We start from the raw sequence: 20091 nt of genomic DNA, 5'->3' as shown, positions 1-20091 counted from the left end.
CGTCCTCCACCATCAGCGGTCCTCGTTGCCGCTCGGTCGCCTTCCTGGGGCGCGCCTGACGCGCACCATGATCTGCCTGAGTCGCTGGTGTGCGATCACCGCACCCACCTCGCAGAACGGCCCGACGCCACCGCTTCGTTAATGGTTGTACGTCCTGGGAGCCAGCCTGGAACCATGACGGCCATGGAACGAGTCGTGATCCTGGGGCGTGGCGGTTCAGGAAAGTCGACGCTGGCGGCCCGCCTGGGCACAATCACCGGACTCCCCGTCATCGAGCTGGACAAGCACTTCTGGCGACCAGGTCTTGAAGCGACGCCTCCCGATCAGTGGGCTGCCATCCAAGGTGAACTCGTCCGGGCCGAGACTTGGATCATGGACGGCGACCTCGGTCCCTACGACGTCTTGGACGTCCGGCTCCAAGCGGCGGACACCGTCATCCTGCTGGACTTCTCGTTCTGGCGCTGCGCCTGGCGAGCGATCCGACGCTCTCGAGAACGCGCCGACTTCTGGTTGTGGGTATGGGCCTACCGACGCCGAAGTCGACCGCTTCTCCTCACGGCGGTCGCGACTCACGCAGGTGATGCGAAGCTGCATATGATCCGGAATCCGTACGCGCTGAGACGCTTCATAGCCCAGGTCACGGACGATCAGGCCTCAGCCCGACCGTAACCACATCCATGCCAGCCGAACACCACTTCCCCACTTTTCTGCCGCCGGAAGCGGGATACCGATGCGATCATTCACCTGAAGCATGCCCTTACCGTTGAGGCGTGCAAGAGGCGCTCACGTATCTAGGTCAGACATTCATCAACTTTCGTGAGTTCCTCTTCGAGGATCACGCACGTCGCTGGGTCGACATCAAGCGCTTCGGTATGTCTCACTCGGATGTCGGCGATACCCACATACTGACGGAGCTGATCGGCCATGAGCAGTTCCGGGACGACTATGCCGGAGGGGGAGTCGAGGCCGATGGGCTTCGCCATGGCCCCTACTGGCTGCGGAACGTGAGCCCGGCCGCATACGTGCGCATGGACGAGATGGGCGCGAACGCCATGCTGCGCGACTGGGCGGCACAGTCGGGCCCTCTTCCTGTGGCTCTGTCCGCCCGGCTGGAGCACGAGGTTCATCCGCTGGTCGCAGGAGCCACGGAGAGATACCGGCTCTCAGATCTCGGTCATGAGGCCTTTCACGACTGGGGTGGGGTTCATATCGACTTTCACGAGCTGGTCTTCATCGACCGCCCCGCCAAGATCTTGTCGCTCCTGGTCGCCGCTGACGACTGAGCGCGGGTTCAGGAGGGCTGGTAGGTCGGCCGGTCAAGGACGTACCGCCGCTGGTGTGTAGTGGAGTTTCCGCGGGTGAGGCGGCGGGCCAGGCCGGCGATGGCGGCCCACCGGATGATGGCCTCGGATCGGCTGGGCCGCATGATTCCTCGCTGAACATGACATCGATAGGGGAGGAGTTCGCCCGTGCTGCAGGAACTCTGCGAGCAATCGCGTTCACGTCGTACCCTGAAGACCATGAAAGGCGGTGTCATGAGTGCTCAGCCCGTTGGCAGTGGCCCGGTAGACCATCCGAGAGTGCCGAAGACGATCGGCGGCATCTCCAACGCGCTGCGCGGAAGCCGCCGCGCTCAGTTCTTCGCCGAGCTTCTGGAAGCTCAGCAGGGCCCTGAGCTAGACGGGGTCTTGACCGCTTGGTGGGGTCGCGCGATGCTCGACACCGATCCCGACCGGGATCGGGTACGCGCGGCGGCCGAAGCCGGAACCCTGCCGACCATGACCATGGATGAGGTCCTCCGTCGACGGCGGGAGAGCGGCACCCGGTGAGCGAGGACGACGATCTATGGCCTGTTGTGCCTTCAGAGATCGTGGCTGACACGCTTGCTGACCCGTCGGTCTCAGCGGAGGTCTTCTCGACGGTGGCGGCACTCACGGTCGCGATCTGTGAGGACCCATGGCTGACTGGAAGCGAGCAAGTCGGTGCCGATCTCGATTGGAGGGAGATCTTGATACCTAAAGGGTATGGCATCGCGGAGTATCGGATCGACAGGAAGAACCAGCAAGTAATCCTCACCCGCATAGTTCTGTTCTGACAGAATCCGCCTGTCACCGCTCCTCACTCTCGATCATCTCCTGCAGTCGGGGCAGCACTGATCCCTTTCCGTACCAAGTTTGAAGCCGGTCGGATAAACCGGTGAACAGGTCCTGCCTTTTCGGCGAGAGGCTGCGCGCACTCCCCATGGCGTCCTTGTGGACGCTCGGCAACACGACCGAGAAGGAATAGCCGGGTCAGCGCGCCAAAGCACGTGTTTCCCTGTGCGGGCGGGGGCGGGTCTAGGGTCGAAACGTTCGAGAATTCGCCATTGTCGAAGTGCGGAACATTTCCGGCTTCGTCTACCGCGACATGGTGGACATGCCACAGGACGTACACCTTCACGCTACCCATCCCCGTCGAGGTCGAAGGCGACGTCGGCGAGCCGGACCGTCCGCACCTCCGAGTCGTCCAGGAGCTTGCGCACGTCGGCGAGTTTCCAGCTGTCTACGACAAGCCCGTACACGAGGCCTTCCTTGGCCGCCCCGTCGAGCCACCTGTAGTCCAGCATGAACGCGCTGAGGTCGTACCCCTCGCCGAGTTGCCCGACCCACTTGCGGAACTCCGCCAGCGCCGGCTCGGGCTCGGTCTCGCACTGGTAGGTGAGTTCGCCCTGGATGAGGTCCTCGGTCATGTCGCGGTTCCAGACGACCGCGTTCAATGGGGGATCGTTGCTGGAGTCGTCGTACTGGAACCAGGACGGGGCGTACACGTAGGAGACGTCCCGTCCTCCGCAGATCTTGTGCCTGCGGTTGAAGGCGATGAGCCGCTCGCTGGTCATCGGCTTCGCGAACTGCACGACCGCGACCGCGTCGAGCGTCTGGGGAAGCGCGTCGATGGTCTTCCGAACGTCTGCCGGAACGACTTCGGGGTCCGCCTCCAGGACGGAGATCGCATAGGAGAAGCTGCCGGACGGCCCGTCGAGGGAGGGGGCCCGGACGGTGCCGAACCAGTTCGGGACGATCTCGTACTCTTTCCCCCCACCGCCGGGACCGGCCAGGCGTGGCTCGCCCTGCAGGGTGTAGGTGGTGTTCAGCAGCCATCCGGCGTCGTCGTGACCGCCCGACAGGCGCTTGTCCGGGTTCGCGACGCGGGCGGCGGTGCCGTACACCAAGGCCGTCCGCTCGTCGTCGACGAACAACCACAGAAGCCGGTCGAACGCGCTCAAGGCCAGGTACAGCGCCGTGGTGACGGCCAGGACCTTGATGAGGGACCGGGCCACGTACGCCCAGTCGGGCTCCCGCACGTTCATCGGCGCGCTCCTAGATCAAATCGGGTACGGCGCACCATAGCCGGTGGGACGGAAGTGTCGGCCGGTTCTGGTAGGACAGGACGCGTCAGGCCCCCCGACCCGAGGATCATCCGTGACCGACGACGACAATCCGAGCTGCTCGGACCGCTACACCGGCACCTACGCCGGCCTGCCCGTGGCCGACGTCCCCAGGGACGAGGACGGGTGGCAGCCCGACCCCGGTTCCGTGGCGTGGCGGCTCAGCGCCGGCTGGGACGGCGGCCGCATCGCCGAGTGCTTCGACCGGTTCTTCGCGCACGTCGACACCGCGAAGGTCACGGCCATCGTGATCGGCGCGTGGGAAGACTGCTACAGCGACAGCAGCGCGTCCATCGTCCGCCGCCTGGCCGACGAGGCCGGCAGGCTGCCCGAGCTGCGCTCGCTCTTCCTCGGCGCGATCTCGTCGGAGGAGTCCGAGATCTCCTGGATCCAGCAGTCCGACATCACGCCGCTGCTGGAGGCGTACCCGAAGCTTGAACGGCTGGAGGTGCGCGGCGGCTCCGGGCTCCGGATGCGGCCGGTGCGGCACGAGGCGCTGAAGAAGCTGCGGTTCGAGTCGGGCGGCCTGGACGGCTCGCTGGTCCGCGCCGTGGCCGCCAGCGACCTGCCCGCGCTGGAGCACCTGGAGCTCTGGCTGGGCGTCCCCGAGTACGGCGGCGACAGCAACGTCTCCGACGTCGACCCCATCCTCAGGGGTGAGCGGCTGCCCGCGCTGCGTCATCTGGGGCTGCAGGACAGCGAGATCCAGGACGAGCTCGCCGCCGCCGTGGCCACCGCGCCGATCGTGGCCAGGCTCGAGACGCTGCGCCTGTCGATGGGCGTGCTCACCGACGCCGGGGCGGAGGCGCTGCTCAGCGGCCAGCCGCTGACCCATCTGCGCGTGCTCGACCTGCACCACCACTACATGTCCGACGAGATGATGCGGCGGGTGACCGAGGCCCTGCCCGGGGTGGAGGTCGACGTGTCCGAGAACGAGGAGCCGGACGTGGACGAAGAGGATGGCGAGGCGTGGCGTTACGTGGCGGTGGACGAGTGATGCGGGAGTTCGACGAGCAGCCCAGCCACTACGAGACCTACGACCAGAGCTACGTCAGCCTGCCGGTGGCCGAGGTCCCCTGGCAGGGCGACGACGAGAAGCCGCCCGAGGCCGGGTCCGCGGCCTGGCGGCTCAGCGCTCACGCCTACGACGACGACCTCCCCGACCACATCGCCGAGTGCTTCGACTGGTTCTTCGAGCACATCGACACCTCGCAGGTCACCGCCGTCGTGATCGGCGGTTGGGAGGAACCTTACGACGGCGACAGCAGTCACCTCGTCCGCCGCCTGGCCGACGAGGCCGGCAGGCTGCCCGAGCTGCGCTCGCTCTTCCTGGGCGCGATGTCGCCGGAGGACTGCGAGATCTCCTGGATCACGCAGTCGGACATCACGCCGTTGCTGGAGGCGTACCCGAAGCTGGAGCGGCTGGAGGTGCGCGGCGGCACCGGTCTGCGGTTCTCGCCGGTGCGGCACGAGTCGCTGAAGGTGCTGCGGTTCGAGACGGGAGGGCTGCCGGGAGAGGCGGTTCGCGGCGTCGGCGCGTGCGACCTGCCCGCGCTGGAGCACCTCGACATGTGGTTCGGGGTCGACACGTACGGCGGTGACGCCACAGTGGGCGACGTCGCCGGGACCCTGGGCGGGGAGCGGTTGCCCCGGCTGCGCCACCTGGGGCTGCAGAACAGCCAGATCCAGGACGAGCTCGCCGCCGCCGTGGCGTCCGCGCCGATCGTGGCCGGGCTCGAGACGCTGAGCCTGGCGATGGGCGGGCTCACCGACGCCGGGGCGGAGGCGCTGCTCAGCGGCCAGCCGCTCACCCACCTGCGCCGGCTGGACCTCTCTCACCACGACATCGGCCCCGAGATGAGGGCCCGCCTGACCGCGGCGCTGCCGGGCGTAGACGTCGACCTGTCCGGCCCGGGCACGGGCTACGTGGCCGTGACGGAGTGAGTGGCGTGCGGTTCGCCGTGGTCGGGACGCCCGGGGATCGGCGGGTGACGATGTTCCGGGACGCCGCGGTGGCCGCCGGGCTGGCGGAGCCCCACGTGATCCCGTGGCGGGACGTGCTGGCCGGGCGGGAGATCGGCGCGCCCGAGGGTTCGTTGCTGCGCGTGGATTCGCCGGGCGAGGACGCCGGGGCCGACGAGTTGCTGCGCGGGCCCGGGGATCCCGCGCGGGTCGGTGGCGGGGCGGCCTGGTTCAAGGCGTTCACGGCGGGGCTGTCGCGGGTGGCCGCCATCCCGGGTGTGCGGCTGCTCGGCGACGTCGAGGAGATCGCGGTGATGTTCGACAAGCGGCGCTGCCACGCCGTGCTGGCCGGGGCGGGGGTGCCGGTGCCGCCCGCGTTCGAGGCCGGTTCGTACGACGGGTTGCGGGCGGAGATGGAGCGCCGGGGCTGGTCCCGGGTGTTCGTCAAGCCCGCGCACGGTTCGTCGGCGTCCGGGGTGATCGCGTTCCAGGCGCACGGCGACCGGGTGCGGGCCGTCACGTCGGCGGCCTGGGTCGACGGGGTGCTGTGCAACTCGCTGCGGGTGCGCACGTACACCTCCGCCGGTGACGTGCGGCGGATCGTCGACTTCCTCGCCGGCGACGGGCTGCACGTCGAGCGGTGGTTTCCGAAGGCGTCCACCGGCGGGAGGGTGTTCGACCTGCGGGTGGTGACCGTGGCCGGGGTCCCGACGCACGCGGTGCTGCGGGCCGGCCGCAGCCCGATGACCAACCTGCACCTCGGCGGGTCGCGGGGTGATCTGGACGCCGTACGGTCGCGGCCGGACCTGTGGGAGCGGGTGCTGGAGGCGTGCTCGCGGGCGGCGGCCTGCTTTCCCCGGAGCCTCAGCACGGGGGTGGACGTCATGGTGGGAGCGGATTGGCGGTCGGTGGCGGTGGCCGAGGTGAACGCGTTCGGGGATCTGCTGCCGGGGTTGGGGGATCTCGCGGGGAACGGGCGGGACACGTACGCCGAGCAGGTACGCGCGGTCCTGGCGGGGGCGCGGTGAGCACAGGCGAGCCGGCGTTCGACATGAACGGGATCGTGGGGAGCCACGACATCCTCCTCGTCACGCTCGACACGCTCCGCCACGACGTCGCGGTCGCGCTCGAAGCCGCCGGGCTGCTGCCGAACCTCCTGCCGCCCGGCGCGTCCTGGGAGCGGCGGCACAGCCCGGGCAGCTTCACGTACGCCGCCCACGCCGCCATGTTCGCCGGGTTCCTGCCCACTCCGGTGACCCCGGGGCCGCATCCCCGGCTGTTCGCGGCCACGTTCCCGGGCAGCGAGACCACCGGGGGGCGCACGTGGGTGTTCGACGCGCCCGACCTGCCCGCCGGCCTCGCGCGCGCCGGCTACCACACGGTGTGTGTCGGCGGCGTCGGCTTCTTCAACAAGCTGACCCCGCTCGGGTCCACGCTGCCGAGCCTGTTCGCCGAGAGCCACTGGGAGCCGGCCTTCGGCGTGACGAACCCGTCGTCGCTGGAGCGCCAGATCGACCGCGCCGAGGAGGTGCTGGCCGACCGGCGCGAACCGGTCTTCCTGTTCGTCAACGTGTCGGCCCTGCACCAGCCGAACCACTTCTACCTGCCGGGAGCCGCCGGAGACTCGCTGGAGAGCCACGCGGCGGCGCTGCGGTACGTCGATCAGCACATCGGACGCCTCTACGCGCTGATGCGCCGCCGCCGTCCCTGCCTGGTGATCGTCTGTTCCGACCACGGCACGGCGTACGGCGAGGACGGCCACGTCGGCCACCGGATCGGCCACGAGGTGGTCTGGACGGTCCCCTACACCGAGTTCGTTCTGGAGAGCAATGCGGCCTTATGAGGGTTACGTCTACGCCTATCCGCACAAGACCGCCTACCGGCCGCTCGATCCGCGACCGCGGCTCAAGGAGGTGTGGGCCGGGGAACGGCCGGGAGCGTTGTACGTACACATCCCGTTCTGCGAGATGCGCTGCGGCTTCTGCAACCTTTTCACCCGCACCGGCGCCCCGGAGGAGCTGGTCGCGGCCTACCTCGACGCGCTGGAGCGGCAGGCCGTCCAGGTACGGGACGCGCTGGAGGAGACCGCGTTCACCACGGCCGCGTTCGGTGGCGGGACGCCGACGTACCTCAGCGCTCGCGAGCTGACCCGGCTGTTCGACCTGACCGAGCGCACGATGGGGGTGGATCTCGCCCGGATCCCGCTTTCGGTGGAGACCTCCCCCGCCACCGCGACCCCCGACCGCCTGTCCGTCCTGGCCGAGCGCGGCACGTCCCGCGTCTCGATCGGCGTGCAGAGCTTCGTCGACGCCGAGGCCCGCTCCGCCGTACGCCCGCAGAAGCGGGCCGAGGTGGACGCGGCCCTCAACGCGATCAGGGCCTCGGGCGTGCCGGTGCTCAACATCGACCTGATCTACGGCATCGACGGGCAGACGCCGGAGTCGTGGCTGTACTCGCTGGACACCGCGCTCGGGTGGCGGCCCGAGGAGCTCTACCTGTACCCGCTCTACGTCCGGCCGCTGACGGGGCTCGGCAAGCAGGGGCGGGCATGGGACGACCAGCGGCTCGAACTGTACTGGGCCGGGCGCGAGCACCTGCTGGCCGCCGGGTACGAGCAGGTTTCGATGCGGATGTTCCGGCTGCCCGGCACGGGTTCGACCACCGGCTACTGCTGCCAGACCGACGGGATGGTAGGGCTGGGGTGCGGGGCGCGCTCGTACACGAGCGAGCTCCACTACTCGTTCGAGTACGCCGTGGGGGCGCGGCACGTGCGCTCGATCATCGACGACTACGTGCGGCAGGACGAGTTCGACGTGGCCAACGTGGGCTTCTCCCTGCCGCTCGAGGAGCGCAAGCGGCGCCACCTCATCCAGTCGCTGCTGCAGGGCGACGGGCTCTCGCGGCGGCTGTACGCGGAGCGGTTCGGCGGAGACGTGCTGGCCGACTTCGCCCTGGACGAGTTCGGCGAGTGGCTGCTGGCGGACCCGGCGACGGTCCGGCTGACGCCGGAGGGGCTGGCCTACTCCGACGCGATCGGGCCCTCCCTCTTCTCACCCGAGGTCAGGAGGCTCATGGAGGGGTACGCGGCGTGCTGACCATCCTCTACCGCGGGCCCCTCGCGAGCTGCGACTACGACTGCGCCTACTGCCCGTTCGCCAAGCGGCGCGACAGCCCCGAGCAGTTGCGGGCCGACCGGGAGGCGCTGGAGCGGTTCGCGGGCTGGGTGGGCGAGCAGCCGTTCGAGGTGTCGGTGCTGTTCACGCCGTGGGGTGAGGGCCTGGTCAGGTCGTGGTACCGCCGGGCCCTCGTGGAGCTCTCCTGGCTGCCCAACGTCGCCAAGGTCGCCATCCAGACGAACCTGAGCTGCCGTACCGACTGGCTCGCCGAGGCGTCGGACCGGGCCGCGCTGTGGGTGACGTATCACCCGACGCAGGTCACGTACGACCGCTTCCTGGGCAAGCTCCGCTCGCTGCCGGTGCGCCACAGCGTCGGCATCGTCGGCGACCCCGCGCACCTGCCGGACGCGCGGCGGCTGCGGTCGGACCTGCCCGCGCAGACGTACCTGTGGGTGAACGCCGAGGAGGGCCGCCTCTACACCGACGAGGAGGCGGCCGAATGGTCGGCGATCGACCCGCTCTTCCACGTCAGCCGCTTCCCGCACCGGAGCGCCGGGCTGCCGTGCCGGACGGGCGACAGCGTGATCTCGGTGAACGGCGACGGCACCGTGCGTCGCTGCCACTTCATCCCGGAGATCCTGGGCAACCTGTACGACGGCTCCTACCGCGCGGCGCTGCGGCCCCGGCCCTGCCCCGCTGCGGCCTGCGACTGCCACATCGGCTACGTGCATCTGGAGCCGCTCGGCCTCTACGACGTCTTCACCGGCGGCGTCCTCGAACGCATCCCGGCGGTCTGGCCCTGACCTCAGGTCTCGCGTTCGGGCCGGTAGTCCTCCTCAGTGACCCCGAACGTCCACGCGACGCCCTCCCGCGCCCGCTCCACCCACGGCGGCACCCGCAGGAAGTAGGTGCGACTGGTGCCGTCGGGCTCGGGCGTGGAGTTGACGACCTCCACCATGGCCAGCGGTTCGTCGTCGGAGAGCTCCACCCGCCACAGGACGCCCGTCTCGTCGGAGTGCACCGGCTTGGCCCCCGACTCGGCCAGGTAGCGGTCGAGGCCGAAATGCTCCAGCATGGCCCGGCGCAGCTCGGCGTTCTCCTCTTCGCGGATCCGCTCGACGGTCAGCTCGCGCATCGCGGCGCCGAAGTCGGCCGGAACGGGCATGCCGTGCCAGGCGTGCAACGCGAACCCGTCGGAGTAGGACAGGGCCGGGCCAACGGCCCGATGCAGCCGCCCCACCTCGTCGAGGTGCAGCTCGGCGGGGCGCTCCGTGACGATCGCCAGCCGCTCGAACGGCCACCACCAACCGGTGCGCTCGGCCGTCCGCTTGAGCCCGTCGAGCCCGTCGAACGCCGACAGCCAGGGGGCGTCGTGCTGCCCCAGCACCGCGTCGAGCGTCACCCGGCGCAACGCCACACCGACCTGACCAGCCTCGCCGCCCCCGCCGGCCTCGCCGCCAAGCTCGGCGATGCCCCGGCGGATGTCGTTGACCAGCCGGTTGACCTGCGGCCAGAGCCGTCCGCCGGTCTCGTCCCACAAGGCCGCCCAGCCGACGGGGCCCAGCTCGGCGTGGGCGGCCGCCCTGGCCCGCTCCCATGGCACCGTACGGACCGCGTCCCGCACCGACCGGCCGGGATCCCCGTACGACTCCCACGATCTGAGCGCCTCACCCACCGCCCGGCGCAGCTCTGGAACGCCCTGGTCACCGGGCTCCTGCTCGTCGGAATTGCTCTCGCCACGCGGATCGCGCATCACGGCGCGGCCATCCCCCGACGAGCCGTCCCCACTCGGTGACCTGGTCGGCGAGTCGTCCCCACTCGGTGACCCGGTCGGTGAACCGCCGCTGCCCGCCGACCCGGTTGATGAGCCGTCCCCGCTCGCTGACCCGGTCGGCGAGCGGCCGTCGTCCGGTGAGCGGTGCGGCAGGGCCCCCAGTCCGGCCTCCTCCAGGGCGCGGCGCACCGCGTCGCCGCCCGTCAGCCAGGCCGCCGCGACGGCACCGGCCGCGGGCGAGGGCAGCACCAGCACGTGTTCGGGCTCGGCCAGCCCGGCCTCGCGGTACGCCTGCCGGACGGCCGCCTCCGGATCCTCGCCCGGCCCGGTGGCCACGGCCACCTGCTCCCACGTCAAGGTCGTCATCAGTCGGCCACCACCCGGTAGGAGCCGGGCACGTATTCACGCTGCCTGATCACCCTGTACCAGCCCTTGGGCAGCGAGATCGCGGCGTGCTCCTCGTGCACGAGCCGCCCTCCTTCGGGCAGGTGCAGGAAGCCGCCGGCCAGGGTGCCGGGGCCGGGGATCGCGTGGCAGTGTCCGGTGGCCTCGCCATAGGCCAGCACCAGCCGCCCGCGAGCGTCCCGCGGCTCCGGCCGCAGCGTGCGCGGGGCGGACTCCTCCGGCACGGGCATGATCAGGATGTCGCCCTGTCGATACATCGACCAACCTCCATCGTCGGGGGGATGATCGAAAGCTATCGACCCGGACCGACAATTCCCGCTGCCCGGGACGCCGCCGCAGGGGGCGCGGGGGCAGCGGCCTTCGGGAGCGGGGGGCAGCACCGATAGCGGGGGGCTCAGCGGCGGCGGGCGCGGGAGGCGGCGGCGTGGGCGCGGTTGGCGCAGCGGGTCGAGCAGAACTGGCGCTTGCCCGGGCGGCTGTGGTCCACGAAGGCGTCCTTGCAGGGGTCGGCCGCGCAGAGGCGCAGCCGTTCCCAGTCGCCCGAGGCGGACAGGTCGAGCAGCTCGGCGACGGATCGTACGGCGAGCCGTTCGGCCAGGACGGCTCCCTCCGGGGCGGTGAGGCGTTGTCGGGGTGCACCGTCCGAGTCCTCCACCGCCACCCGGATCGGCAGTTCGCCCGCCCACTGCGCCAGGGCGCGCGTCCGGTCGGGAGGATCGCAGGACAGCACGGAACGCAGCCGCTCCCGGACCGCCCGCACCGCCCGCAGGTCCCCCGCGTCCGGCCTGCCGGTTCCCGCCGAGTCCTCGCTCGGCGCACCACTGAGCGGCCCCCCCACCGACAGCACCCTCGCCCGCGTCTCCGGTGAAAGGTGCAGTTCGTGGCAGAAGCGGTGCAGGGCCGCCGTGTCGGGCAGGCGCTCCGGGTCGTCCAGGTACTCGTCCCACGTGTTGGCCAGATCCAGTGCCACAAGACCCGTTTCAGCGAACTGGCGCATCCATCCTCCCTCTGTTACCGTCACGACTATGAACAGAATAACCCCTGACAGGCACCTGACGATCCTCGACGCCCCGTCCAATCTCGGCCTGCGCCCGCTCGCCCCCGACACCATCCCCGGCTGCTACAAAGCCCCCTGGGCGCTGCGGAACGCGAGCCTCGTGCGGCGGCTCGGCGCCGCCGACGCGGGGACGCTGGTCCCGCCCCGCTATGTCGCCACATGGGAGCCCGGGAGCGGCGTGCGCAACGGCCCAGCCATCGCCTCGTACGCCCGCAGGCTCGCCGACAAGGTGACCGGCATCCGGGCGGCGGGAGGGTTCCCGGTGCTGCTCGGCGGGGACTGCTCGATCCTGCTCGGCCCCGCCCTCGCCCTGCGCAGGAGCGGGCGGTACGGGGTGGCGTACCTGGACGCGCACGCCGACTTCCGGCACCTGGGCAACAGCCCGCACGTCGGGGCGGCGGCCGGGGAGGACCTGGCGCTGATCACCGGGCGCGGTGACGACTACCTGGCGGACATCGACGGGCTGCGGCCGTACGTCAGGGACGAGGACGTGATCGTGATCGGGGTCCGGGACGAGGAGGACCTGCGGGACATCGCGGACAGCGGCATCGCGCACCTTCCGGGCACCGACATCTCCCTCGACGACGCGAGCAAGGTGCTGGTGCGTGACGAGCTCGACGGGTTCTGGATCCACGTGGACGCCGACGTCCTCGACCCGTCCGTGCTGCCCGCCGTGGACTCCCCCACCCCGGGCGGGCTCGACGCCGCGCAGCTCACGGAGCTGATCCGCGGCCTGGCGCAGCTGCCGGGAGCCGCCGGCCTGGAGGTGACGATCCTCGATCCCGACCTGGACGAGGACGGCAGCCAGGCCGCCCTGCTGGCGGACATCCTCGTGTCGGCGCTGACCTAAGGCGCTGACCTAAGGGGCTGACCTAACGGCCTAACGGCCTAACGGATCGTGTAGCCGCTCGTGCTGGAGTGGCCGGTCTCGTTCGTGGCGGTGATCGAGGTCCAGGGGCCCGTGGGTACGTACGGGGCCCACGCCGACTCCAGCCGCCCCCGCCCGTACCACTCCTGCTTGACCACCGCCCCCTGCGGGTCGAAGCGGAGCATCCCGCCGCGCAGGTTGTAGCCCTCGACGAGGATGCCGGGCCGCCCGTTCATCTCCTTGCGGGTGGCGCCGACGATGATCGGCTGCCGCCAGCCGTTCACGATGTCGTCGGCCAGCGAGGGTGTGTCGTAGCGGGCCTGGCAGGTGAAGAACGGGTCCCACCCATAAGAGATGATTTTTCCGGCGTAGGTCCCCGCCGCCATCACCTGCGTATCGATCCGGCCCTTCGTGGTACGCCCGCGCAACGGCAGCGGATCCACCCGCCCGCACTCCCCGTCCACCGGCGTCGGCTCGAACCCCTCCACGTTCACCCACAGCTCCACCCCGGACGGCACCCGCCGCGCCGCGGCCTCGATGTAGTCGCGCGTGGACCCGTAGTACGCCCGGGCATTGCTCACATCCCCGACCACCGGCGCCAATCGCGGAGCGACGTGCGCCTCCTCCTCATGAACCCCGTACACCGGCACCTTCCCCGTCCCCCGCCCGTCCTGCACGGCGACGGCCATGGGCGCCCCGGCCCGGGTCGCGGCGATGTCCGCCAGCCCCTTCTCCACCTGCCCGGGCGGGAACCCGCGCCCCCTCCGGGCGTCGATGTACGGGCTGACCACGATCTTCTTCCCGGGCAGGGCCGCGGCGACGACCGCGTGCTGGGCCGCGTACAGCTCGATGATCGGATCCTTCGGCCCCCGCCCCCGCATGGCCAGCTCGAACGACTGGTAGACCCCGCCGAACGCCGCCGACCTCCCGAACCGCTCCCGGTAGTCGGCCAGCACCCGCGCGGTGAAGGCGCTCAGCGCGGGGGTGTGCGCGCTGTCGGGCTCCCACGGCTTGCCCTCCTGCTGCGGCGCGGCGGGCAGCCCGGGGAACACCGTCATCCCGTACGCGGCCGCCTCGGTCATCAGGTGGCCGAGCCCGTCGCCGTCCGTGGAGACGAGCACGAGATCCTGGACGGGGTCCGCGCAGGACCCGGCCAGCGAGACCCGGTAGAAGATCCGGCCCCGGCTCTCGATCCGCCGGTCCAGCCCCGGGCAGCGCAGCAGCCCCTTCCCGAACTCCTCGCTGGTCACGTACGTGTAGACGTGACGGACCCCGGGCACCTCGGCGCACGGCCGCCCGTCCACGAGGCAGTCGGCGAAGACGGGATCCTCGCGGGCGCTGAACCTCGGCCCGAACGTGATGAGCGTGTCGCCGCCGATCGCGTGGACGGCCTCGACCATGCGCCGCGTCACGCACGGATCGGCGCGGGGGATGACCCAGTAGCCGGTGACGACGTACGGGGCGACGACCCGGGTGTCGCGCGACTGGCACTCCTCCACCCCGGAGGAGTCGCCGGGCACGACCAGACTCGCCGCGAAGGCGCCCGCCACGACCAGCCACAGGATGATCCGGTGCACCCACGCCCCTTCCACGCCACCCCCAGCCTACGCATCCGGCGCGCCGTGCACGTGTCCCGGCGTGACCTCCGGCACCTGATCACCGACAATGACATGGTGCGCATCGATCTCAGCGGCAAGACCGCGCTGGTCACCGGCTCGACTCAGGGCATCGGGGCGGCCATCGCCGAAGGGCTGGCGCTGGCGGGGGCCCGCGTCGGGATCAACGGCCGCACCGAGAGCTCCGTCGCGATGGCGATGGAGCAGATCGGCGTCGGCGACCTGATCGAGGCTCCAGGCGACGTGACTTCGGACGAGGGCTGCGCGGCGGTGCTGGACGCGCTGCCGCAGGTGGACATCCTGGTCAACAACCTGGGGATCTTCGGGGCCAGGCCCGCGCTCGAGATCGACGACGCCGAGTGGCGGCGCTATTTCGAGGTCAACGTGCTGGCCGCGGTCCGGCTCACCCGTACGTACCTGCCGGGCATGATCGAGCGCGACTGGGGCCGGATCCAGTACATCGCCAGCGACTCCGCCGTGGCCATCCCCGTCGAGATGATCCACTACGGCATGACGAAGACCGCGCTGCTGGGCGTCTCCCGGGGCTTCGCCAAGGCGGCGGCGGGCACGGGGGTGACGGTCAACTCGGTGCTCGCCGGGCCGACGCACACGGGAGGCGTGGAGGAGTTCGTCTACCAGCTCGTGGACAAGGACCTGCCGTGGGAGGAGGCGCAGCGGGCGTTCATGCGGGAGCACCGGCCACAGTCGCTGCTGCAGCGCCTGATCGAGCCCGAGGAGATCGCGAACATGGTCGTCTACCTCAGCTCGCCCTTCGCCTCCGCGACCACGGGCGGCGCGGTGCGGGTGGACGGCGGCTACGTGGACTCGATCCTCCCGTGAAGACCTCCTCCGAAGATCTCCCCTGAAGATCTCCCCTGAAGATCTTCCATGATCAGTACGACTGGAGCTCGATGAGGTTGCCCTCCGGGTCGCGCAGGTGCGCGGTCCGCAGGGTGGGCGCCCAGTCGGGGCGGTCCTGGGGCGGGGCGACGACCGTGGCGCCGTGGCGGGTCAGGCAGTCGGCGGCCGCGTCGACGTCGTCCACCTTCATGACCAGCATGGCCGTGTCCTGAGCCGTGTCCTGAGCCGTGTCCTGAGCAGCCTGGGGCAGGTCCGCGGTGCCGACGGCGGCCGCGAGCCGGTCCCGGCCGAACAGGACCAGCCCGGCCTGCCCCTCGATGTCCCAGTTGGCGTATCCGGGCAGGACCTTCACCGGCTCGACGCCGAGCAGCTCGCGGAGCACGGCCTGGTAGAAGGCGGCACTGGCCGGGAAGTCACGCACCAGCAGGCGGGGGTAGAGCGCGTCCATCGGAAGCCTCCAGCGAGAAATAGTGGGTAACTACCAATTATTGGTGACAACCTACACTAGGGACATGGACCTGCCGCCCACCCTGCTCGCGATCACGACCTTCGTCCTGCACAAGGTCGGGGTGGGGAGCCGCCGCGCCGTGGCGGCCCGGCTGGCGGACGAGGCCGGGCTGAGCCTGTGGCAGTTCGCCGTGCTGGCCACCCTGGCCGACTCCGGACCCGCCGCCCAGCGCGAGATCGGCGGCCGGCTGGGGCTCGATCCGAGCGACATGGTGCGCCTGATGGATGAGCTGATCGGCGCGGGGCTGGCCGAACGCGACCGCGACCCGGCCGACCGGCGGCGCTACCGGGTCTCGCTGACGCCCGCGGGCCGCGACGCGCTGGAGCGGGGGCGGGCCCTGGTGGAGCGCGTGGAACGGGAGACGCTGGCGCCGCTGACGGCGGACGAGCGGGAGCGACTCCACGAGCTGATCACGAAAATCTTCAGATAACGGCGATGAGCAGGGAAAAAGCCGCCGGAGTGATAGGCCCGGCCGTTCACGGCTGTCCCGACATCGAATCGTGATTACTCATCCGTCACATTCTGCACAGCAACACCACATGCCCTCTTTGCACACAGTTACAGATCATGTTAGATGGAGGCGAGCAGAGAGGACCGGCACAGTGACGCTGATTCTCGATGGCGTCTTCGTACGGCAGCGCGGGGAGACCTGGCTTGACGACGTTCGCCTGGAATTATCCAACGGAATGACCACACTCGTCGGCCCGATGACCGCGGGAAAAACGACATTGATGCGCGTCGCCGCCGGACTGTTACCGCCGGATTCGGGCCGCGTCGTGGTCGACGGAAAAGACGTCACCGCGATTTCGGTGCGGAAACGCTCGGTCGCCTTCGTCTATCAGCAATTCATCAATTACCCGTCCCTGACCGTCCACGAGAACATCGCCTCTCCTCTCCGCCTCGACCCGAAGTTCCGGGGCGCGGGGATCGACCGCCGGGTGCGCGAGGTCGCCGAGCTCATGGGCATCGCGGGGCTGCTCGACCGCCGCCCCGCCGAGCTGTCGGGCGGCCAGCAGCAGCGCACCGCCATCGCCCGGGCGCTGGCCCGCCCCGTTGACCTGCTGCTGCTCGACGAGCCGCTGGCCAACCTGGACTTCAAGCTCCGCGAGCAGTTACGCGCCGACCTGAAGACCATGTTCGCCGACTCCCCCGGCGTGGTCCTCTACTCCACGGCCGACCCGAACGAGGCGCTGACGTTCGCCGCCCCGACCGTGGTCCTGGGCGAGGGCAGGATCCAGCACGTCGGCGACGTGGCCGAGATGTACGCGCACCCGCCGACGCTGGCCGTGGCCGCCACGCTCAGCGACCCCCCGCTCAACCTGCTGCCCGGCGTCGTACGCGACGGCCGGATCGAGGTCCTGGGCACGTCGTTCCCCGCGCCCCGCGCGCACGCGTCGGGCCGCGAGGTCATGCTCGGCATCCGCCCCCACCAGGTGAGCATCGAGCGCGCCGGCCCGGGGGCGCTGGAGCTGCCCGCCGAGATCAGGCTGGCCGAGGTGACCGGCAGCGCGACGTTCGTGCACCTGCTCCTGCAGGGGAGCGTGCACCTGGTCGCGCACCTGACGGGCACCCGGCTGTTCACGCCCGGCGAGTCCGCGGTCGCGTACGTGGACCCGGCCCATGTCTTCGTCTTCGACGAGGACGGCGGGCGCCTGCTCGCCACCAGCGCCGCGGAGGTCGACCTGCATGGCTGACATCCGCCTGGAAGGCGTGGGCCACAGCTACGACGGCGGCGAGACCTGGGCGCTCAAGCCGATGACCTGGACCTGGCAGAGCTCCCGGGCGTACGCGCTGCTCGGCCCGAGCGGCTGCGGCAAGACCACGCTCCTGAACATCATCTCCGGCCTGCTCACCCCCACGGTGGGCCGGATCTTCTTCGACGACCGCGACGTCACCGACGTGCCCACCTCGGGCCGGAACATCGCGCAGGTCTTCCAGTTCCCGGTCCTGTACGAGGAGATGTCGGTCTACGACAACCTCGCCTTCCCCCTCCGGAACCGGAAATATCCGAAGAAGGAGATCGACGAGCGGGTCCGCCAGGTCTCCCGGCTCCTCGGCCTCGACCACCTGCTCGGCCGCAGGTCGCGCCGCCTGGACGCGGGCCGCCAGCAGATCGTCAGCCTGGGCCGCGGCCTGGTGCGCTCCCAGGTGGCGGCGGTGCTGCTGGACGAACCGCTCACCGTGGTCGACCCGGCGCTGAAGTGGACGCTGCGCAGCAAGCTCAAGGAGATCCACCGCGACACCGGACACACGCTCGTGTACGTCACGCACGACCAGACGGAGGCGCTGACGTTCGCCGACGAGGTCGTGGTGCTCAACGACGGGGCGATCGTGCAGGCGGGCGAGCCGGCCGAGCTGTTCCTGTCGCCGGCGCACGAGTTCGTGGGGCACTTCATCGGCTCGCCCGGCATGAACATGCTCCCGGCCGAGATCGTCGGCGACGTCGTACGCGTCGGCCAGGCGGACGTCGGCCAGGTCTCCGGTGAGCTGCCTCCCGGGCCGGTCAGGATCGGGGTGCGCCCCGAGTTCGTCGAGATCACCGGCGCGGGCCGGTCGCCGGGCGTACCGGCCACGGTGACCGGGATCGACCGGATGGGCGCGTACGACCTGGTCCACGCCAGGGTCGGCGAGCACCCGATGATCGCCAGGACCGAGGCGGGCTCGCCGTACCGGCCCGACTCGGTCGAGTTCCTCCACTTCCCCGCGGACCGGACGTTCCTGTTCCGGGACGAGGTCAGGTGCGGCTCCCTCGCGCCCTTGAACGGAAGGGGTACGGCGTGACCGAGGTCCAGGAGGAGCCGCGGGCCGCGGACCTGAAGCGGAAGGACAACCGGGCCTGGTTGCTGGTGCTGCCGGTGGTCGTGTCGGTGGCGTTCACCGCCGTGATCCCGCTGATGACCGTGGTCAACTTCTCCGTGCAGGACGTCTTCAACCCCAATGACCGGATCTTCGTGGGCCTGGAGTGGTTCCGCGAGATCTCGCGCGACCCGGAGGTGCGCTCGGCGTTCGTGCGGACGCTGCTGTTCTCGGCGCAGGTGCTGCTGCTGGAGATCCCGCTCGGGGTCGCGCTCGCGGTGGTGATGCCACGCCGCGGCTTCTGGGTGTCGGTGGCGCTGGTGCTGGTCGCGCTGCCGCTGCTCATCCCGTGGAACGTGGTGGGCACGATCTGGCAGATCTTCGCCCGCGGCGACATCGGGCTGGGCGGCTGGACGATCAACAACGTCCTCGGGATCAACTTCAACTACACGCTGGACTCCACGGACGCCTGGATCACGGTCCTGGTCATGGACATCTGGCACTGGACGCCGCTGGTGGCGCTGCTGGCCTACGCGGGCCTGCGCTCGATCCCGGAGCCGTACTTCCAGGCCGCGCAGATCGACGGCGCGTCGGCGTGGGCCACGTTCCGGCACATCCAGCTGCCCAGGCTGCGCGGGGTGCTGACGATCGCGATCCTGCTCAGGTTCATGGACAGCTTCATGATCTACACCGAGCCGTTCGTGGTGACGGGCGGCGGCCCGGGGAACGCCACCTCGTTCCTCAGCATCCTGCTGTCGAAGATCGCGGTCGGGCAGTTCGACCTGGGCCCGGCGGGCGCGTTCTCGCTGCTCTACTTCCTGATCGTGCAGATCCTCTGCTACGTCTTCTTCACCGTGCTGACCAGGTCGGGGAGGTGACCCGATGGCCAGGCGCACCGAGCGGCGACTGCCCTGGGCACGGACGGTCTTCTGGCTGTACGTGGCCACGCTGATGCTGCCGCTGCTGTGGATGTTCGGCATGTCGATCCGGCCGAACGAGGACATCCTCGGCAGTTTCTCGCTCATCCCGCAGCGCGTTACGTTCGACAACTACGCCACTTTCTTCTCCGACTCCTCCTGGTATTCGAGCTATCTGAACTCCATCATCTACACCTCGATGAACGCGGTGATGTCGCTCGTCGTGGCGCTGCCGGCGGCGTACGCGTTCTCGCGGTTCCGTTTCGCCGGGGACAAGCATCTGTTCTTCTGGCTCCTGACGAACCGCATGGCGCCGCCGGCGGTGTTCCTGCTGCCGTTCTTCCAGATTTACCAGAGTGTCGGGCTCTTCGACACGCATCTCGGCGTCGCCATCGCGCACATGCTCTTCAACGTGCCGCTCGCCGTGTGGATACTCGAGGGCTTCATGTCGGGAATTCCCCGGGAAATAGACGAGACCGCGGCGATCGACGGCTATTCGCTGCCGCGTTTCTTCATTCGTATATTCCTGCCGATGATCCGGTCCGCGATCGGCGTGACGCTGTTCTTCTGCTTCATGTTCAGCTGGGTCGAGCTGCTGATCGCCAGGACCATCACCTCGGTGAACGCCAAACCGATCGCCGCCACGATGACGCGGACGGTGAGCGCCGCGGGCGTGGACTGGGCGCTGCTGGCGACGGCGGGCGTGCTCACCATCGTCCCCGGCGCGATCGTCATCTGGTTCGTCCGCAACTACATAGCCAAGGGATTCACCATGGGGAGGGTCTAG

The 20091-nt window shown here is 70.0% G+C and carries 24 protein-coding genes; 17 read left to right on the top strand and 7 right to left on the bottom strand.

Annotated elements, in window-relative coordinates; translation table 11 throughout:
* Window positions 1-174: 174 nt before the first annotated feature.
* Both AB0J87_RS05070 and AB0J87_RS05065 read left to right on the top strand, forming a co-directional pair.
* Window positions 175-669, top strand: coding sequence for a hypothetical protein (locus AB0J87_RS05070; protein ID WP_363962690.1), 495 nt, complete (start codon window positions 175-177; stop codon window positions 667-669).
* A gap of 101 nt (window positions 670-770) precedes the next feature.
* Window positions 771-1283: a hypothetical protein gene (locus AB0J87_RS05065; RefSeq protein ID WP_363962689.1), complete on the top strand. Its 513-nt coding sequence runs from the start codon at window positions 771-773 to the stop codon at window positions 1281-1283.
* A gap of 8 nt (window positions 1284-1291) precedes the next feature.
* Here AB0J87_RS05065 and AB0J87_RS05060 read toward each other — a convergent pair whose 3' ends face one another.
* Window positions 1292-1426, bottom strand: coding sequence for a hypothetical protein (locus AB0J87_RS05060; RefSeq protein WP_363962688.1), 135 nt, complete (start codon window positions 1424-1426; stop codon window positions 1292-1294).
* Between the two features lie 43 nt (window positions 1427-1469).
* On the opposite strand from AB0J87_RS05060, the gene AB0J87_RS05055 reads away from it, so the two are divergent.
* Together AB0J87_RS05055 and AB0J87_RS05050 are read left to right on the top strand one after the other, a co-directional pair.
* Window positions 1470-1829 (top strand): hypothetical protein, encoded by a 360-nt coding sequence (locus tag AB0J87_RS05055; protein WP_363962687.1) that lies wholly within the window; start codon window positions 1470-1472, stop codon window positions 1827-1829.
* Window positions 1826-2095 (top strand): hypothetical protein, encoded by a 270-nt coding sequence (locus AB0J87_RS05050; protein ID WP_363962686.1) that lies wholly within the window; start codon window positions 1826-1828, stop codon window positions 2093-2095. Before AB0J87_RS05055 ends, AB0J87_RS05050 begins: the two co-directional genes overlap by 4 nt.
* Window positions 2096-2440: 345 nt before the next feature.
* On the opposite strand, the gene AB0J87_RS05045 is transcribed toward AB0J87_RS05050, so the two are convergent.
* Window positions 2441-3346 carry a hypothetical protein gene (locus tag AB0J87_RS05045; protein ID WP_363962685.1) on the bottom strand — a complete coding sequence of 302 codons (906 nt, stop codon included), beginning with the start codon at window positions 3344-3346 and terminating at the stop codon, window positions 2441-2443.
* Window positions 3347-3458: 112 nt separating this feature from the next.
* Between AB0J87_RS05045 and AB0J87_RS05040 the strand changes: the two genes are divergently transcribed.
* Genes AB0J87_RS05040 through AB0J87_RS05015 form a run of 6 tightly spaced genes read left to right on the top strand, consistent with a single transcriptional unit; the run spans window position 3459 to window position 9305 of the window.
* Window positions 3459-4421, top strand: coding sequence for an STM4015 family protein (locus AB0J87_RS05040; RefSeq protein ID WP_363962684.1), 963 nt, complete (start codon window positions 3459-3461; stop codon window positions 4419-4421).
* Window positions 4421-5368 (top strand): STM4015 family protein, encoded by a 948-nt coding sequence (locus AB0J87_RS05035; protein ID WP_363962683.1) that lies wholly within the window; start codon window positions 4421-4423, stop codon window positions 5366-5368. Before AB0J87_RS05040 ends, AB0J87_RS05035 begins: the two co-directional genes overlap by 1 nt.
* 5 nt (window positions 5369-5373) lie before the next feature.
* Complete coding sequence (locus AB0J87_RS05030) at window positions 5374-6414, top strand: STM4014 family protein (protein WP_363962682.1); 1041 nt, start codon at window positions 5374-5376, stop codon at window positions 6412-6414.
* A 23-nt stretch (window positions 6415-6437) separates the two neighbouring features.
* The gene (locus tag AB0J87_RS05025; RefSeq protein ID WP_363963105.1) at window positions 6438-7229 is read left to right on the top strand and encodes an STM4013/SEN3800 family hydrolase; all 792 of its coding nucleotides are present in this window, start codon (window positions 6438-6440) and stop codon (window positions 7227-7229) included.
* The gene (locus tag AB0J87_RS05020) at window positions 7216-8481 is read left to right on the top strand and encodes an STM4012 family radical SAM protein (RefSeq protein WP_363962681.1); all 1266 of its coding nucleotides are present in this window, start codon (window positions 7216-7218) and stop codon (window positions 8479-8481) included. The genes AB0J87_RS05025 and AB0J87_RS05020 overlap by 14 nt, the downstream gene beginning before the upstream one ends.
* A complete protein-coding gene (locus AB0J87_RS05015; RefSeq protein ID WP_363962680.1) occupies window positions 8475-9305 on the top strand; it encodes an STM4011 family radical SAM protein in 831 nt (276 codons plus the stop codon). Before AB0J87_RS05020 ends, AB0J87_RS05015 begins: the two co-directional genes overlap by 7 nt.
* A gap of 2 nt (window positions 9306-9307) precedes the next feature.
* On the opposite strand, the gene AB0J87_RS05010 is transcribed toward AB0J87_RS05015, so the two are convergent.
* The 3 genes from AB0J87_RS05010 to AB0J87_RS05000 all read right to left on the bottom strand — a co-directional run bounded on the left by AB0J87_RS05010 (window position 9308) and on the right by AB0J87_RS05000 (window position 11678).
* Window positions 9308-10642 (bottom strand): DUF6745 domain-containing protein, encoded by a 1335-nt coding sequence (locus AB0J87_RS05010; protein WP_363962679.1) that lies wholly within the window; start codon window positions 10640-10642, stop codon window positions 9308-9310.
* Window positions 10642-10938 (bottom strand): hypothetical protein, encoded by a 297-nt coding sequence (locus AB0J87_RS05005; RefSeq protein ID WP_350728630.1) that lies wholly within the window; start codon window positions 10936-10938, stop codon window positions 10642-10644. The genes AB0J87_RS05010 and AB0J87_RS05005 overlap by 1 nt, the downstream gene beginning before the upstream one ends.
* Before the next feature lie 137 nt (window positions 10939-11075).
* The gene (locus AB0J87_RS05000; RefSeq protein ID WP_363962678.1) at window positions 11076-11678 is read right to left on the bottom strand and encodes a CGNR zinc finger domain-containing protein; all 603 of its coding nucleotides are present in this window, start codon (window positions 11676-11678) and stop codon (window positions 11076-11078) included.
* 28 nt (window positions 11679-11706) lie between these two features.
* Between AB0J87_RS05000 and AB0J87_RS04995 the strand changes: the two genes are divergently transcribed.
* Window positions 11707-12588, top strand: coding sequence for an arginase family protein (locus tag AB0J87_RS04995; RefSeq protein ID WP_363962677.1), 882 nt, complete (start codon window positions 11707-11709; stop codon window positions 12586-12588).
* 38 nt (window positions 12589-12626) lie between these two features.
* Here the strand turns inward: AB0J87_RS04995 and AB0J87_RS04990 are convergent, their stop codons facing one another.
* Window positions 12627-14183: a DUF4434 domain-containing protein gene (locus tag AB0J87_RS04990; protein ID WP_363962676.1), complete on the bottom strand. Its 1557-nt coding sequence runs from the start codon at window positions 14181-14183 to the stop codon at window positions 12627-12629.
* A 96-nt stretch (window positions 14184-14279) separates the two neighbouring features.
* Here AB0J87_RS04990 and AB0J87_RS04985 point away from each other — a divergent pair, with 96 nt between their 5' ends.
* Window positions 14280-15062 (top strand): SDR family oxidoreductase, encoded by a 783-nt coding sequence (locus AB0J87_RS04985; protein ID WP_363963103.1) that lies wholly within the window; start codon window positions 14280-14282, stop codon window positions 15060-15062.
* A 52-nt stretch (window positions 15063-15114) separates the two neighbouring features.
* On the opposite strand, the gene AB0J87_RS04980 is transcribed toward AB0J87_RS04985, so the two are convergent.
* Window positions 15115-15531, bottom strand: coding sequence for a VOC family protein (locus AB0J87_RS04980; protein WP_363962675.1), 417 nt, complete (start codon window positions 15529-15531; stop codon window positions 15115-15117).
* Between the two features lie 43 nt (window positions 15532-15574).
* Between AB0J87_RS04980 and AB0J87_RS04975 the strand changes: the two genes are divergently transcribed.
* From AB0J87_RS04975 to AB0J87_RS04955, 5 genes are all read left to right on the top strand, one after another.
* Window positions 15575-16021 (top strand): MarR family winged helix-turn-helix transcriptional regulator, encoded by a 447-nt coding sequence (locus tag AB0J87_RS04975; RefSeq protein WP_363962674.1) that lies wholly within the window; start codon window positions 15575-15577, stop codon window positions 16019-16021.
* Between the two features lie 109 nt (window positions 16022-16130).
* Window positions 16131-17285 carry an ABC transporter ATP-binding protein gene (locus AB0J87_RS04970; RefSeq protein WP_355191198.1) on the top strand — a complete coding sequence of 385 codons (1155 nt, stop codon included), beginning with the start codon at window positions 16131-16133 and terminating at the stop codon, window positions 17283-17285.
* On the top strand, window positions 17278-18372 hold the full coding sequence (locus tag AB0J87_RS04965) for an ABC transporter ATP-binding protein (RefSeq protein ID WP_355191196.1): 1095 nt from the start codon (window positions 17278-17280) through the stop codon (window positions 18370-18372). The genes AB0J87_RS04970 and AB0J87_RS04965 overlap by 8 nt, the downstream gene beginning before the upstream one ends.
* Window positions 18369-19265, top strand: a complete 897-nt coding sequence (locus AB0J87_RS04960; RefSeq protein WP_363962673.1) for a sugar ABC transporter permease — start codon at window positions 18369-18371, stop codon at window positions 19263-19265. The genes AB0J87_RS04965 and AB0J87_RS04960 overlap by 4 nt, the downstream gene beginning before the upstream one ends.
* A 4-nt stretch (window positions 19266-19269) precedes the next feature.
* Entirely contained in the window at window positions 19270-20091 is an 822-nt protein-coding gene (locus AB0J87_RS04955) for a carbohydrate ABC transporter permease (RefSeq protein WP_192790434.1), read from the top strand.

The sequence above is a fragment of the Nonomuraea sp. NPDC049625 genome (assembly GCF_040675285.1).
Lineage (GTDB): Bacteria > Actinomycetota > Actinomycetes > Streptosporangiales > Streptosporangiaceae > Nonomuraea > Nonomuraea angiospora_A.
The sequence above is the reverse complement of the archived record's forward strand: the minus strand, read 5'-3'. Positions and strand labels throughout refer to the sequence as shown.

Excerpts from the sequence above, each read along its gene's own strand:
- AB0J87_RS05035 (WP_363962683.1), top strand. The coding sequence starts at position 4,421 with ATGCGGGAGTTCGACGAGCAGCCCAGCCACTACGAGACCTACGACCAG.
- AB0J87_RS05045 (WP_363962685.1), bottom strand. The coding sequence starts at position 3,346 with ATGAACGTGCGGGAGCCCGACTGGGCGTACGTGGCCCGGTCCCTCATC.
- AB0J87_RS04995 (WP_363962677.1), top strand. The coding sequence starts at position 11,707 with ATGAACAGAATAACCCCTGACAGGCACCTGACGATCCTCGACGCCCCG.
- AB0J87_RS05005 (WP_350728630.1), bottom strand. The coding sequence starts at position 10,938 with ATGTATCGACAGGGCGACATCCTGATCATGCCCGTGCCGGAGGAGTCC.
- AB0J87_RS05000 (WP_363962678.1), bottom strand. The coding sequence starts at position 11,678 with ATGCGCCAGTTCGCTGAAACGGGTCTTGTGGCACTGGATCTGGCCAAC.
- AB0J87_RS04980 (WP_363962675.1), bottom strand. The coding sequence starts at position 15,531 with ATGGACGCGCTCTACCCCCGCCTGCTGGTGCGTGACTTCCCGGCCAGT.
- AB0J87_RS05025 (WP_363963105.1), top strand. The coding sequence starts at position 6,438 with ATGAACGGGATCGTGGGGAGCCACGACATCCTCCTCGTCACGCTCGAC.
- AB0J87_RS04955 (WP_192790434.1), top strand. The coding sequence starts at position 19,270 with ATGGCCAGGCGCACCGAGCGGCGACTGCCCTGGGCACGGACGGTCTTC.
- AB0J87_RS05070 (WP_363962690.1), top strand. The coding sequence starts at position 175 with ATGACGGCCATGGAACGAGTCGTGATCCTGGGGCGTGGCGGTTCAGGA.
- AB0J87_RS05010 (WP_363962679.1), bottom strand. The coding sequence starts at position 10,642 with ATGACGACCTTGACGTGGGAGCAGGTGGCCGTGGCCACCGGGCCGGGC.
- AB0J87_RS04965 (WP_355191196.1), top strand. The coding sequence starts at position 17,278 with ATGGCTGACATCCGCCTGGAAGGCGTGGGCCACAGCTACGACGGCGGC.
- AB0J87_RS05020 (WP_363962681.1), top strand. The coding sequence starts at position 7,216 with ATGCGGCCTTATGAGGGTTACGTCTACGCCTATCCGCACAAGACCGCC.
- AB0J87_RS05060 (WP_363962688.1), bottom strand. The coding sequence starts at position 1,426 with ATGCGGCCCAGCCGATCCGAGGCCATCATCCGGTGGGCCGCCATCGCC.
- AB0J87_RS04970 (WP_355191198.1), top strand. The coding sequence starts at position 16,131 with ATGCCCTCTTTGCACACAGTTACAGATCATGTTAGATGGAGGCGAGCA.